This is a genomic window from Hymenobacter aranciens (assembly GCF_030580865.1).
GTDB lineage: Bacteria > Bacteroidota > Bacteroidia > Cytophagales > Hymenobacteraceae > Hymenobacter > Hymenobacter aranciens.
In genome coordinates, this window is record NZ_JAUQSY010000011.1 from 127,109 (window position 1) to 141,512 (window position 14,404).

The 14,404-nt window shown below is 60.9% G+C and carries 12 protein-coding genes; 1 reads left to right on the forward strand and 11 read right to left on the reverse strand.

The features are described 5' to 3' along the window. Positions 1-28 precede the first annotated feature (28 nt). From Q5H93_RS16935 to pseC, 10 genes are all read right to left on the reverse strand, one after another. A complete protein-coding gene (locus tag Q5H93_RS16935; RefSeq protein ID WP_305007802.1) occupies positions 29-949 on the reverse strand; it encodes a hypothetical protein in 921 nt (306 codons plus the stop codon). 97 nt (positions 950-1,046) lie between these two features. Next, positions 1,047-2,528: a lipopolysaccharide biosynthesis protein gene (locus Q5H93_RS16940; protein ID WP_305007804.1), complete on the reverse strand. Its 1,482-nt coding sequence runs from the start codon at positions 2,526-2,528 to the stop codon at positions 1,047-1,049. 28 nt (positions 2,529-2,556) lie between these two features. Then, complete coding sequence (locus Q5H93_RS16945) at positions 2,557-3,870, reverse strand: DUF7033 domain-containing protein (protein WP_305007805.1); 1,314 nt, start codon at positions 3,868-3,870, stop codon at positions 2,557-2,559. Positions 3,871-3,970: 100 nt separating this feature from the next. Beyond that, entirely contained in the window at positions 3,971-5,263 is a 1,293-nt protein-coding gene (locus Q5H93_RS16950) for a glycosyltransferase family protein (protein WP_305007806.1), read from the reverse strand. Continuing rightward, a complete protein-coding gene (gene pseI, locus Q5H93_RS16955) occupies positions 5,263-6,306 on the reverse strand; it encodes a pseudaminic acid synthase (RefSeq protein ID WP_305007807.1) in 1,044 nt (347 codons plus the stop codon). Before pseI ends, Q5H93_RS16950 begins: the two co-directional genes overlap by 1 nt. Positions 6,307-6,390: 84 nt before the next feature. Next, positions 6,391-6,960 (reverse strand): GNAT family N-acetyltransferase, encoded by a 570-nt coding sequence (locus Q5H93_RS16960; RefSeq protein WP_305007808.1) that lies wholly within the window; start codon positions 6,958-6,960, stop codon positions 6,391-6,393. Positions 6,961-6,988: 28 nt separating this feature from the next. Beyond that, positions 6,989-8,032 (reverse strand): UDP-2,4-diacetamido-2,4,6-trideoxy-beta-L-altropyranose hydrolase, encoded by a 1,044-nt coding sequence (pseG, locus tag Q5H93_RS16965; protein WP_305007809.1) that lies wholly within the window; start codon positions 8,030-8,032, stop codon positions 6,989-6,991. Positions 8,033-8,061: 29 nt separating this feature from the next. Next, complete coding sequence (locus tag Q5H93_RS16970) at positions 8,062-8,796, reverse strand: cytidylyltransferase domain-containing protein (RefSeq protein WP_305007810.1); 735 nt, start codon at positions 8,794-8,796, stop codon at positions 8,062-8,064. Position 8,797: 1 nt separating this feature from the next. After that, on the reverse strand, positions 8,798-9,451 hold the full coding sequence (locus tag Q5H93_RS16975) for a pseudaminic acid biosynthesis-associated methylase (RefSeq protein ID WP_305007811.1): 654 nt from the start codon (positions 9,449-9,451) through the stop codon (positions 8,798-8,800). Positions 9,452-9,496: 45 nt separating this feature from the next. Continuing rightward, complete coding sequence (gene pseC, locus Q5H93_RS16980; RefSeq protein ID WP_305007812.1) at positions 9,497-10,675, reverse strand: UDP-4-amino-4,6-dideoxy-N-acetyl-beta-L-altrosamine transaminase; 1,179 nt, start codon at positions 10,673-10,675, stop codon at positions 9,497-9,499. 471 nt (positions 10,676-11,146) lie between these two features. Here pseC and Q5H93_RS16985 point away from each other — a divergent pair, with 471 nt between their 5' ends. Then, positions 11,147-12,976, forward strand: a complete 1,830-nt coding sequence (locus Q5H93_RS16985) for a T9SS type B sorting domain-containing protein (protein ID WP_305007813.1) — start codon at positions 11,147-11,149, stop codon at positions 12,974-12,976. A 335-nt stretch (positions 12,977-13,311) separates the two neighbouring features. Here Q5H93_RS16985 and pseB read toward each other — a convergent pair whose 3' ends face one another. Then, positions 13,312-14,331, reverse strand: a complete 1,020-nt coding sequence (gene pseB / locus Q5H93_RS16990) for a UDP-N-acetylglucosamine 4,6-dehydratase (inverting) (protein ID WP_305007814.1) — start codon at positions 14,329-14,331, stop codon at positions 13,312-13,314. Positions 14,332-14,404: the final 73 nt, after the last annotated feature.

Sequence of the window (14,404 nt, forward strand, 5' to 3'; positions counted from 1 at the left end):
GCGGTACGAAACAGCAGCGCTGCAAACCTTAGCCTGCCTTGGCCTTCGCGTTTTTTAGGCTGAAAATCTCATTTATGCCACGCTTTTCGCCTAGCCATTCAAAGCATTCTTCCAAATCACTAATTACTTCCGATGTAATATGAGGTAGATGCTTTTTCCTGTGTTGCTTAGCATCAAACGAGCATAAAAACCGACCAAGCCCTTTCCGGCTTTTATAATTTCGGTCAGAATGGATATAGGCTATAATAATTGCTGGTAGTTCAACTGTTTGCAGGATGACGTTGGGCAGTTCTTCATAAGAGGGATAAGCGGTCCAGAAATTGTCCGTTTGTCCAAATAATTGAAGTAGCGTAATTATTCGCTGCTCTCGTTCAGGGATTTCCTGGTTAAGCTCATTGATAAGGGCGGGCAGGCTGTTGTAGTCCATCATTTTGATTTGCTCCCAGTACTTGCTGACTGACTTAGGCGCGGTGCGTAGCCACCGTTTTTCGGCAAGTTGGTCGGCTTCCATTCTGCGCTTGGCTGCTGTTTGGTCTTCCAGCGGCTTCGTGAATCCTTGACGGGCGAGAAACTCCAGAAGCTCATCGCTGTTGGCAAGCTCGGCATCGCCATGCCAGCCGTGATAACGAATGGAAACCTCGTGGTGAAACCCAATGGTTGCCCTAATAAGCGTGCCAGCATAAAGTTCAATAGCATACGTCCCCAAACACATGCAATAAAAGCTGGTGGTAGGTTCGATAATCTGCAATAATGCCTGGAAATCAATGACCTTATCTGCATTCGAAAGCACCAGCAAAATAGTGTCAGACATGGCTTTTTCGCCGCTAACTCCGCCGTCTTTAATGACAACTTTATCTGCTCCGGCAAATAATTCTGCCAGACCAGCATTAGAAGGAAGCTCATTGAGCGCTAGTTGCGGCTTTCGGTTAGTAAAGTCCAGTGCGGGCATGGAGCAGGGGAGTTAAAATTCGAAAAATAGGCTGCAATAAAAGTGGTTTAATTTGGCGAATGAATTAAGGTAGGGTCACGGAGTATGCATTTGCAAATTAATGCTTTATTAGCTGGCGCACCCGCGTTATCAAGTTATTCAGCTCCGGCGCGGTGCGGGTGAGCAGCAGGCCGAGGCCGAAAATGATGGTGAGCGTGCTCCCACGCAGCAGCAGCGTCAGCCAGCTATTGGGCAGGGTGGGCAGCGCCCAGGCCACCGCGCCCGCCACCGCCGCCACCAGCAGAATGAGGCCGATGCGCCGGTCGAAGGGCTGCAGGCCGTAGACGTACCACACGAAGGCTGTCCGAATGAGGTTGATGCTACTGATGGCCACGCAGTAGGCCAGCGCGGCCCCAGTGAGGCCGTAGCGCGGGATGAGCAACCAGTTCAAACCCACGATGGAGGCCGAGAGCGAGAGGTTGAAAATCAAGTCGTAGCGGTAGCGGGGCGAAGTGAGAACGATGCTGCCGTTGACGCCGGTGATGCCATCGATGAGGCGGCCCAGTAAGAGCAGCAGCACGGCCGTGGTAGCCGTGGCATACTCGGGCCGGTGGATGAGGCCGTAGATGAAGTCCAGATTCAGGCCAATGCCCAGGGCCAGGTAGCAGCCCACGATGGTGCCCACGCGGGTGCTGCGGCGGTAGAAATCAGCCATTTTGTCCATCGCGCCGTCTTTCCAGTATTCGGCGATGAGGGGGAAGGCCGTTTTGTTGAGGGCGCGGAAGGGTAGGGTGAGGGCCGTACTGATGTTGGTGGCAATGGCGTAGACACCGGCCGCCGCCAGGCTGAGCTTGGCCCCGACCATCAGGTTGTCGATGGTTAATAGCACCGTGCCTGAGATATTGCTGAGCAGGGCAAAAGCGCCGAAGCCCACCAGCTCGCGCAATGGTTTGATGCGCAGAGAATGGCGCTGGGGCCGCAGATTCAGCTCGCCGATGGCGGCTACATACACCAGCAGCAGCAGCGCCACCACGGCGTAGCTGCCGGCGTAGGCCAGCACGAAGCCGCTGAAATTCAGATAGCCCTGCCAATAGGCCGCCGCCGCCGCCACAATGAGCAGGCGGATAACCACCTCCATCAGGAAGGACGAAAAAGCCGAGCGGAACAAGGCCCGCAAAAACGCATCGAACAGTGCGTATAGCAACATGACGCCCGCCAGCCCGAACACCACGCCGTAGTGCGGCGCCAGCAGCGCCGTGTCGCGGTGGTACAGCTGCAGTATCAGCGGTTTACCTAGCCATAAAACGCTCGCCACTACTCCAAAGCCCAGCAGCGGCAGCGTCAGCAGCAGCGGCAGAAAGCCGGCGTGTGCCCGGCCCTGATTGCGGAAATAGGGAAAGTAGCGGATGGTGGTGCTGGCCAGCCCGAACGCCGCCAATTGTGCCCCGAGCGTGGCAATAGCTACCAGCGTTGTGGTAAGCCCCAACTGGCTAGACGACAGCAGCCGGGGCAGAATAATGGTCGTATTGACAAAGCCAATAATCAGCCCGACGTAGGAAATCAGCGTATTGCGCAGGCTTTGGCGTTGAACGAGGCCCAAGGTGGTGAAATGGTGAGATGGTGAGTGCTTAGACCGGTCGCCAGTTGGAAAACTGGTCGGTAACCTGACGGCCGGTGAGGAAGGCCGCGCCGCGCTGCTGCAAGTGGCGCATGATTTCGCGGAACTGCGCGGGGCCGGTGGTTTCGTTGGCCGGGTCGAAATGGTCGTTGTGCCAAAGGATAGTTGCCACGCCGCCGAACTTTTCGATTTCGGTGAACAGCGGCTGAAGGGCCGGCAGGATTTCGGCGGCGGCCAACTGCAGATAGTTGGGATGGTACAGGGTGGCATCCATCACATTCAGCGGGATTTCGAGGAAGCGACAGGCCCGGCCCTGCTCGAAATCAAAAGGGTAGAACGGATGGCAGTAGGAGTGGCGAAAGCCAAAATGCTCGGCGAAGCCCAGCGTCGAATCGAACTCAAAAATGCCTTCCACCAGCTGTGGCGTCCGGCGGGGCTCCCAGCGCAAGTAATGAAACCGGATGCCGCGGGCATGGTGCTTAATTCGGTAATCATCAAGGGCTAGATTCTCCGGCTCGGTGGCCGTGCCGAGGCTGCCGTGCAGTTCCCAGGGGTGGCCCTGGGCTTCCAGCGCCTCCAGCCGGGCCAGCAGCTGCGGCGAGATTTCATAATCGGCCTGCGGCGTGCCGTCGGGGCCCGGGCGGTGCTCGGGCAGGATGAAAAACGTGGAGCGCGCCCCGTAGTGCGCCGTAGCGGCGGCTACGGTTTCGAGGTTATTCCAGGCATCGGGCTGGCGCAGGCGTTGCCAGAGTAAGCGCCCGAATGTCAACAGCTGCCGTTGCCGGAGCGCGGCTTTGGCCGGAGCTTTCCAGCTGCCGTGGATGGTATCAATGTCGTGGCTGACGAAGGCGGCAAACTTCGTCCGCGCCCCGCCCCAGCGCCGGGGCCGTAGCGGCTGGCCCAGCACGTGCTCCAGCGCCACCCGTAGCACGTCAAAGTAGTAGTTCACTGCCGGTAGGGCTACAAAGCCGTACTGCCGCTGCACGCTGGCCGCGTAGGGAAAGCGCCCGTGCCGGTCGCGCTCGGCCGAAAAATACTCCTGCCAGCCGCTGAGCAGGTAAAAGGCGGCCGAGATGATATCGGCGTTGATGCAGGCGGTGCCGGGGGCCAGCTCCAGTAGCGGCTTTTCAGGGTGCGGGTCGAAGAAAAACGGCACCTGTTGCCCGCTCCATTCGCGCCAGTTGGGAGCGGCTGGGTAAGGCGCGGTTTTCACGAAAAAGCCGGCCGAGTTGTCATCAAGCACCACGCCGCCCCTGGCCGTATCGTAGCCGATGGGCAGGTCCTCGGGCAAGCCTTCGTGTGCCAGTGCAAAATGCTGTAGCACATAAGCTAGTCGTGCCGCTTGCGAAACCGGCACCGCCGCCAGCGGGGGCAAAGTGAAAGAAGATGCAGCCTGCGCCATGAGCGGCAAAGGTAAGGCCGCCTTAGCGCGAAGCCGGGACGGCCAGCCACCCGGCCAGCAGGCGGGCGGCTAGCGCTTGGCTGCGCCCCTCGTCGGGCGTGCCCAGGGTGGCATTGTAGTAGGCGGCGCGGCGGTAGAGGTCCAGCGGCTTGGCCTGCTGGTAGTGGCGCAGCCAGGCGGCCAGGGCCGGCAGGTCGGCGGCCGCGTCAATGAGGCCGTGGGCCACGTAGCCGTAGTAGTCGCGGGTAAGTGGGTTGTCGGCGAAGCGGAAATAGACGCTGGCCACGTTCAGCAGCGTGGCTTCGAGGTGGGTGGAGGTGTCGGCGGCCACCAGCGCATCCTGCTGGTGCAGGAAGTCGAAGACGTTTTCCTCGCGGGCATTGGACCAGCGTAACGTGGGCAGCTGTTGCCGCAGCGGGCCGAAGTCACGGGTGTCGCTGGGGTGGGGGCGCAGCGTGAAAATTAGGTCGGGAAACTCCTGATTTAGAAACAGCAGCGTGGCGGTTATGGCGGGTAGCGGGTCGTGGATGTTGCAGGCCAGGCCCACGCGGCGCACGGCGGGCGCAGTATTGCGTTGGGCAAGGTAAGTATCAGCTTTGGGCATGCCTACCAGCTCCACCCGGCCCGCCACGGGGCCGCAGAGGCGGTATTTGTCCAGCGCGTCCTGGCCTTCAAGCAAACTGAGGTCGAAGCCCAGGGGCGGGAAGCTGCTGCTCACGCTGGCGTGCTGCACGTAGGCCGTGGGCACGCCCTCGGCGCGGCAGGCCAGCAGCAGGGCGCGGGTATCGTCGTTGTGGTCGTTGGAGAAAATAACGGCGCGGGGCCGGTAGTGCCGTAGCGCCCGGCGGTACACCTCATAGTAGCCGATGGCGTAGTAGATGAGGTCGAAAAAGCGCCAGGCCCGCCGGCCTTCGGAGAGCAGCAAACCAGTTAGCACCAGTGGATATTGCCAGTAATACAACAGCTTGCGCCGCAACGAAAGCCGGTTGACTACCTTGCCGTAGCGCCCGATGTTCTTAGCCTGCCCGGCCAGCAGCACCGCATCGGGCCGGGTTTGCTGCACAAATTGCAGGGCCTCGTAGTTGTTGGCACTCACCACGTAGAGCCACACGGCGCCGTGCAGGTTTTCGGGGTTTTTGATGGGGCGGAACATGTTGCCCACCAGCCGCAGGCCGGTGTAGCCCAGCACGCGGGCCAGGCGCTTGAGCGGGTTGGCGGGGGAAATTGTGTTGAGCGCCGCCGGGGTCATGCCCGCAAAAACGTCGGTAAAACGCAGTTGCAGGATGTTGCGCAGCCGCAGGATAAGTTGCGTCATTACAGCGCGTCCCAGCTTAGCGGGGTGCCGGGGCGCAGGTCGCGGGTGGCGCGGCGGCCTAGCACCACGTCCCAGTAGCGGGGCCAGAGGCCGTCGCCGGGGCGGATGATTTTCAGGTTGTCGGTGGTTAGCTCCTCGCCGGCGGCGATGGGCTTGGAAACGTAGATGCTACGCTTATACAGCCGGCTTTTTTCCTCGCTGGCCTGAATGCAGAGCTGCACCCCGCCCAGGGCCTGGTGGGCCCGCTCGGTTTCTTCCACCAGGCTTTCCAACTCCTGCGGCTCCAGCGAAAAGGCGGAGTCGACGCCGCCCTCGGCGCGGCTCATGGTGAAGTGCTTTTCGATGACGCAGGCGCCCAGGGCCACGGCCGCTACGCTGGCGCCCACGCCCATCGTGTGGTCGCTCAGGCCGATGGGGCAGCCGAAGGTTTCGGCCAGCACCGGGATGGTGCGCAGGTTGGTGTTGGCGGGCGAGGCGGGGTAGGTGCTGGTGCATTTGAGCAGCACCAGCTCGCGGCAGCCGGCGGCGCGCAGCACCCGCACGGCATCGTCAATTTCGGCCAGTGAGGCAGCCCCGGTACTCACAATCACCGGCTTGCCGGTGGCGGCTACTTTGCGTAGCAGGGGCCAGTGAGCGTTTTCGAAAGAGGCAATTTTGTAGGCCGGCACGTCCAGCGACTCCAGGAAATCCACCGCCGTCTCGTCAAACGGCGAGCTGAACGCCAGCAGGCCGTGCTGCCGGGCGCGGGCAAAAATCTCGGCGTGCCAGGCCCAGGGCGTGTGCGCTTCCTCGTAGAGCTTGTACAGATTCTTGCCTTCCCACAGCGAGCGGCCTTCCTCATCGATGGCAAAGCCGGTGTCCATCGTGATGGTATCAGCAGTGTAAGTCTGTAACTTAAGGGCATCGACGCCCGCGGCGGCGGCGGCATCTACCAGCGCCAGCGCCCGGTCAAGGCTCTGGTTGTGGTTGCCCGACATTTCGGCAATGATAAAAGGCTTGTGGGCGGGGCCGATAAGACGGCCGCCGATGGAAATTTCTGACATGTTAGTAGGTAGTAGTCAGTACTTAGTAGCGGGTAGTCGGACAGAACATTGCGTGTCCAACTACTCACTACTCAATACTGACTACTAGTTAAAATAAACAGGATTGAAACACGCCACCAGAATACGGTCAACCGGCTGGCCATCTACCAGGTAATGGCCTTTTAGACGGCCTTCCTCGACCCAGCCGGCGCGGGTGTAGGCTTTATAGGAGCTTTGGTTGGTTTCGAACATGCCCCCGAACAGCTTACGAATATCGAACTCCTGAAATGCCAGCGTGTTGCCCAATCGAATAGCCTCGATGGCCAGGCCCCGGCCGTGGTAACGCCGGTCGCCAATGAGCACGACGAGGTCGGAAATGCGGTGGTCGCGGTTGATGGGCCCGACTTTGATGGTGCCGATGCAGGCGTCGCTGTCCTTGTCGATGATGGCGAAGGTGTAGGATGTGCCAGCAGCCGCGCCCTGCGAAATGCTCTGCCACAGCGACTCGCGGGTGTGCTGCTGCCGCGAGTTGGTGTAGAAGCGCATCAACTCCTCGTCCTGAAACCAGCTCAGGAAGGCCTCATCGAAGTCGGCGGCCCGCAGCGGGCGCAGGAAGAGGTGCTCAGATTCGTAGGCGTGGCGCAGCTGCACCAGGTCGTCGGGAAGGGTTGCCATGCGGGCAAAATTACGCCAGCGGCCGGGCTTAGCCGTCAGAAGCGGGCAGCGGGGCCGCAATGGCGGCCCGCAGCTCAACCGTGCGCAGGGGCGGGGCGTAGGGGGGCCGGGGCGTGTGAGCCAGGAAATGCAACCCGGCCCGCAGGCGGGTTAGTAACGCGGCATCGTCAAGCACGGCGAAGTGACCCACCGAATAAGCCTGCTGGTGAGCATGCACGAAATCGGCCAGATGATGCTGATTTTCGACGTAATACCCCGTAAGGGCTGCCGTGCCCAGCACCAGTGCCTCAATCAGAATGGTGCTGGAGGGGCACACCACGGCATCGTAATTCCGGAGCAAGGTTACCAGCTCTTGGGCCCCAGCGGGCGGATGCAGTATGGCCCGGCCATTAGCCTGTTTCACCAATTGTTGCAAGGCCGAGCTGTCGGGATTGGCGGGGCCAGCCAGTAGGCCAATTTCCTCTAATGCCGGTTCATGCAGCAGCAGGCGCAGGCAGCGCGCGGTGAGATGCAAGGGGTCGGCCCCGCCAAAACACAGCAGCAGCTTCCGAATCGGGTGCGGCGGGCGCGGTGGTGCAGCAGCTGCCCGAAAGGCCGGACGCAACAAGCTATACGCCGGGCCGAGTAGCAGTTGCGCGCCTGGCCGGGTCAAGTCGTACATCCCGGGCATGATGCCAGGACTGTGGTTGATAAGCACATCGGCCACCACCGGCCAGGCGCGCAAATCATCGACGTATACCAGGCGACCAGCCCCTCTGCGGAGTTCCTGCTGATAGTCGGCATCGAAAGCGTAGCCATCGGCTATCAGCACGTCGGTGGCTTGCAGCACCCGCGTGCGCAGCCAGCTTGCTTCGGTCTGGGGCAATAGCTCGGGAATGAGCACGAACTCCACTCCAGCTTCGGTCAGTAGTGGCGCGAGGCTGGCATCGCGGGTGGCAAAGATTACCGTGGCAAAGGCATCGCGCACTATGTCGGCCAAGGCTAGTAACCGCATCACATGGCCCAGGCCGATGCGGCTGTTGCCGTCGGCCCGCAGCACCAGGCGGGGAAGAAGTGCGGCGGTAACAGGCATGCAGCAGGCCTTTAAGCTAAAGCTGGTAACTATGTCGTTTTCTGCTCGACGTGGGCATTCAACGCCATGATTTCGGGATGCGCCTCCAGCACTGGCAGCAGCTCGGCCGTGCTCAGTTCGGCCGCGCCACAGCGCTCAATCAGGGCCCGGATGACTTCGTAGTCCTCGGGCGTATCGAGCGTGATGCGGAAGCGGCTGAAGTCGCCGCCGGGCCAGGCTTCGTTCTGCAAGGTCACGCGGCCCTGGGTGGCGGGGTTGCTGCGCAGGTAGGGCGTCACGTGCTCGCGCTCGTAGGGCAGGGTGGCCTGGGCGTAGGTTTCGGCCAGCAGCTCGGCTGAGAAAATCTCAAAATCCAGGCCGCGCGGAAAGCTGCGCTCCAGGGCATTGGAATAGTAGAGCAGTGGGTTGTTGGCGGCCAGGTAGCGCTGCACGGCGCGGCCGATGAGCTCGCCGTCGATGAGCGGGCAGTCGCTGGTTACGCGCACCACCACGTCGAGGCCAAAGCGCTGGGCGGTTTCGTGGTAGCGGGCCAGCACGTCGGTTTCGGAGCCCCGGTGGCAGGGCAGGCCGTGGGCGGTGGCGTAGTCGGCCAGCACGTCGTCGGCGGGCTCGGTGGTGGTGGCCAGCAGCACGGGCAGGCCGCTGGCTTGCAGCCGGGCCACGTGGTAGTCGAGCAGGGGGCGGCCGGCGGCCGGCAGCAGCACTTTGCCCGGTAGCCGGGTGCTGCCCATGCGCACCTGCGAGATAATGCCGACGCTGTGCATGCTAAGCCCCGACTTTTTCGAGCAGGTACATGGCATCCACGTTGCCGCTTTCGGCCGCGTTGATGTAGGGGTACTGCTGCTTTTTCACCAGGCGCAACTCCGGAAACTGGTCCAGAAACAATTGGGCGTAGTCGGCTTTCCACAAAAAGCCCTCGTTGCCGCGGTAGGGAATGGCCGTCGTTTCGGGGGCAAAATACTCGAAGCCCCAGATGTAGCGCCGCGAGCAACGCACCATCTCACCCATGATGCGCGGCAAATCGTCGGGGGCAATGTGAATCAATACCCCGTTGGTAACCACCACATCGAAGAAGCCATCCTTAAAGGGCAAGTCGAAGCCGCTACCTTGCAGCACGTTCACGCCGCGCACGAAGTCACGTGCTTTTTCCACGGCGTAGTGCTGCAGCTCGATGCCGTACAGATTCTGAAAGCCCTGGTGCTGCAGGCCCATCAGCTGCATGCCGGTATTGCAGCCCACTTCCAGGATGCGCGCCTCGCGGTCAAGCTCGCCGAGGAAGGCGGCGTTCATGTCGAGCTTGGTGTGGCCGTAGCAGGTTTCGTAAAACTCGTTCCACTCGGCCAGGGGGCGCGAGTTGCGGTCGGTGTAATGGCGGCCAAAGTCGCCGGACCAGAAGTCTTCTTGTTGGGTGTGTTGCACTAGCAATGAGCAATTAATAATGAGCAATGAGCAATTGTCGGGGATTTAACTTCCTTGCTCAACAAATTCCTTGATGCAGGCCACGACGTACTCCTGCTCCTCGTCCGTCAGCATGGGGAACATCGGGATGCTGAGGCAGTGGGCATAATACTTCTCGGCCAGTGGGAAGTCGCCCTTTTTCCAGCCCAGGCCCTCGTAGTAGGGCATGCGATGCACCGGAATGTAATGCACCTGAGCAAAAATCTGCCTGGTTTTCAGGAAGTCATACAAGCCGCGCCGGTCGGCTATCTGGATGACGTAGAGGTGATAGGCGTGGCCGGGCGCGCCGGGGGCCAGCACCGTCACGCCGGGCAGGTTGGCAAAGGCGTCGTCGTACTGGGCGGCCAGCTGGCGGCGGCGGGCCAGGCCTTCATCGGCGCGGGCCAGCTGGCTCAGGCCCAAGGCGCAGTTGAGGTCCGAAATGCGGTAGTTATAGCCGAGCTCCTGCATTTCCATGTACCAGCCGCCCTCGCCGGGGTTCACGAATGTGGCCTCGTCGCGGCTGATGCCGTGGGTGCGCAGGCGCAGCAGGTGGCGGTAGAGCTGCTCGTCGTTGGTGGTTATCATGCCGCCCTCGCCGGTGGCGATGTGTTTGACGGGGTGGAAGCTGAAGATGGCTAGCTCGGCCAGCTGGCCGCTGCCGCAACGTCGCTCGCGGCCCTGGCTGTCCACGAAAAAGCCGCCCGGCGCGTGGCAGGCATCCTCGATTATCCAGAGGCCAAACTCGTCGGCCAGCTGGCGGGCCTTCTCCAGGTTCACGGCCAGCCCGGCAAAATCAACCGGAATCAGGCCATGAAAATGTCCTTTAGGATGCGCCTCTAATAATTGGCGCACCAAATCTAAATCCAGCAATCCGGTCCTGGGGTCGATGTCGGCAAAGTGCACTTCGCCGCCGCAGTAGCGCACGCAGTTGGCGCTGGCGGCAAAGGTGATGGGCGTGGTGATGACGCGTTGCCCCAGCTGCACGCCCAGCGCCATTGCGCACAGGTGCAGGGCCGCCGTGCCGTTGCTCAACGCCACGGCGTATTTCACGCCGATGTACTCAGCAAAGCGGGTTTCGAACTCGGCCACGCGCGGGCCCTGGGTCAGGAAATCGGCGTGCAGGGCCTGGAGGACGGCCGCTTCATCGGCGGGGGTGATGTGCTGGCGGCCATAGGGGATAGGAGCCTCAGGCTGAAATGACATAAGAGTAAGCAGTACAGTGCGACAGCAGTTGAAACGGAAGCCGCTCAGTAATCCGAAGGAAAGGGCAGGGGTTAGTCTGCGTCGGGGCGGTTGCCGGAAACGGCGCTGCAACGGCCTGGCAAAGATAGGCGGCAGGTTGGGCGCGGGGTGGTGGAAGGCAAAAGTAATTGAGTAGTACCTTTGAGTTAAGGATTTAAACTTCAAATGAAAAACAAGTTACTTTTACTACTGCTGGCTTTGGTGAGCTGGCAGCAAACGGTTCTGGCGCAACGCCAAATGGCCAATTGGCGCTTTAGTGTGTAAGCCGGACTGGTTTTTCCGGCGGCGGGCAGCCCCACGCCGGTCGCCGGTAGCCCTCTGTCCCTCACCGGCCGCGACGGGCGGGAGGGCTGCTCAACGGTATCCGATTCGTTGGGCAACTTATTGTGTTTCACGGATGGCGAACGGGTGTGGGATGGTTTCAACACATTGATGCCGAATGGTATCCTGGCCCACAGTCACGTTTCGGCCACGCAATCGGCCCTGCTACTGCCCAGCCCGGGCAGCAGTAGCCAGCAGTATCTGTTTACGGTCGACGCAGTTGATAATAACTTAGTTGGTGGCCTGCGCTATTCGATTGTAGATATGACCTTACGGGGCGGCCTGGGGGATATTGGAGCTGTAAAGGAAGTGGCGGTGCCTGCGCCCAACAACGTAAAGCTGACGGAAAAGCTGACGGCCGTGCGCCACACCAATGGCCGCGATTACTGGATTGTGGTACACGCCTACGGCTCCAATGCTTTCTTTAGCTATCTGCTGACAGCAAGCGGTTTGACTATGACACCCGTAGTGAGTAATCTGGGTACCGTTCATGTGGGCGGGGGCGGCTCTTTTGGCAATGGCAATGCCGTGGGCTACCTGCGAGCCTCGCCCGATGGGCGTCGGCTGGCTTCGGCCATCCGGGAAGTAGGGCTGGATGTGTTTGACTTCAACCCGTCTACCGGTCAAATCAGTAACTTCCAACCGGTGAATATCTCGGCCCCTTATTACTATGGCCTGGAGTTTTCGCCCGATGGCAGCAAGCTCTATGTGACAGACCTGACCGGCAATTCCATTCGTCAGGTCAATCTGCTGGCTTCGCCGTTGAGCGCGCAGTATGTCGGGTCGCCGGGCAACTACACTGGTGCTATTGTCCGCGGCCCTGACAATGTGCTGTACGTAGCCGTGGAACAGTCTACTTTCTTGGCGGCTATTACAAACCCAAACGGTACTGCTGTTACTTGCGGACTGGTGGCCAGTGGGGCCTCGCTCGGTACCAGGCGGGCGCGGCAGGGACTACCGAATTTTCCGAACCGCTACGCGAAGCCCTTGCTCCCTACCCTGGCCCTGAGCATTCCCGCCAACGCCTGCGTCGGTAGCGTGGTCCCCGTCAGCAGCACCCTGAGCAACGCTCCGGCCGGGGCTACCTACGCCTGGGATTTTGGCGACCCCAGTTCGGGCGTATTCAATACTGCCACTACCCCGACCGCCGCGCACGTCTACCAAACCTTTGGCATCTACACCATAACGCTGACCGTGATAACCACTGCCGGCGTGCTGACCCGCCAGTACACCATCACGGTGGGGACCATTCCGGTCGTGAACCTGGGCCCTCCCCAGCGCACGATTTGCGCCGGGGAGTCGGTGACTTTGAGCAGCCCCAGCACCCCGGCGGGTATGGCCTACCACTGGTCCGATGGCTCGACCAGCCCCGCGCTGGAAGTCCGGCAGGCCGGGCTCTACGTGCTGAGGGTGACTACGCCGCTGGGCTGCAGTGGCTACGACTCGGTAGAAGTGCAGGTGCAGCCCCGGCCCACGGTGCGCTTGCGGGCCGATACGACCCTCTGCCAACAAGCCCTGCCGCTCCTGCTGCAAGCCAATGCCCAGCCCGCCGGCAGCACCTACCGCTGGCAGGACGGCAGCACCGCCGCCACGTTTGCCGTCCGCATCTCGGGCACTTACCGGCTCGAAGTGCGCAATGCCCAGGGCTGCACCGCCCGCGACTCGGTAGCGGTGACCGTGGACGCCTGCGTGCCCATGCGCATCCCCAACATCATCACCCCCAACGGCGACGGAGCCAACCAGACTTTCGTGCTGCAAGGCCTAGTGGCACCCGAGTGGTCTATTCGCATCTACAACCGCTGGGGCCGCGAGGTGTACCAGCACGCGCAGTATGACAACTCCTGGGCCGCCGAGGGGCTGGCCGATGGCGTGTATTACTATCTGCTGACCAATCCGCAGACCGGCCAGCGCTACAAAGGCTGGGTAGAAGTACTGCGTTAGGAATAGAAATTGGACTTATTCCTTACGATGCTCCGGAAAGCCCTGAAAAGGCTGCTTTCCGGCTCGCATTGTTTCCAGAGCAGCTATCTAAGCCAGCAGAGTAGGATAAAATGGCCGTAGAGTAGGATTTCAAGACCGCAGACCAGGCTTTCAAAGGAGCAGAGCTGCCATCCAGGACCGCAGACCTGGCTAAAATGGCAGCAGCGTAGTATTTCAAAGCAGCAGAGAGGCCTTCCAAGAGAGCAGAGTAGGATTATAAGCCCGCAGAGCTCCCCGCCAAAGCAGCAGAGGAGGCTTCCAGGACCGCAGAGTTACCTGCCAAAAGCTACGTCGGCCTAAGCTACAAAGTCGGCATCCACGTGCAGCCGGATTTCCTGCCGAATCTGCTCCGCATCCAGCCATTCCTCGTTGTTGGCCGAGTTGTAGTGGAAGCCCAGGGGCATGCGGGTGCCGTGGAAATGCGCAATAAATTTATCCACGTCCCAGGGTGGGGTGGAGGGCAGGATGACGTAATAGCGGTCCAGCTCCACCGTGCTCAGGGCGTCGGTTTCGGTTATCATTTCCTCGTGCAGCTTCTCGCCGGGGCGAATGCCCACAATCTTTTGCTCGCAGTTGGGGCCGATTGCGCGGGCCACTTCGGTGATTTTGTAGCTCGGAATTTTCGGCACGAAAATCTCGCCGCCCCAGGCGTGCTCCAGCGCATAGAGCACTAGGTCAACACCTTCTTCGAGCGAGATATTGAAGCGCGTCATGTCGGGGTGGGTGATGGGCAGTACGCCCTTGTGCCGCTCCTGCAAAAAGAACGGCACCACCGAGCCCCGCGAGCCGATAACATTACCGTAGCGCACCACCGAGAAGCGCAAATCGCGGCTGCCCTTCATGTTGTTGGCCGCCACAAATAATTTATCCGAGCACAATTTGGTGGCGCCGTAGAGGTTGATGGGCGCGGCGGCCTTGTCGGTGCTCAGCGCCACCACGTCTTTCACCCCGCAGTCGAGGGCGGCGTTTATCACGTTCTCGGCCCCGAAGATGTTGGTTTTGATGCACTCCATCGGGTTGTACTCGGCGGCCGGCACCTGCTTGAGGGCGGCGGCGTGAATCACGATGTCGATGCCCTCGCAGGCCCGGTGCAGGCGCTCCGGGTCGCGCACATCGCCGATGAAGTACCGGATGGCGGGGTACTTGGTCGGGCTGAATTCCTGGCTCATCTCGTACTGCTTCAGCTCGTCGCGCGAGAAAACCACGAGGCGCTTCACCTGCGGAAATTTCTCAAACACCGTGCGCACGAATTGCTTGCCGAACGAGCCCGTGCCGCCGGTAACGAGAATAGACTTATGATTGAGGTCGAGAGCCATGAGAATAAAAGAGCCGAAACAGGGCTGCAAAAGTAGTGCGTAGGGCGTTGGCAGGCGGGCGGGGCGGGGAGGA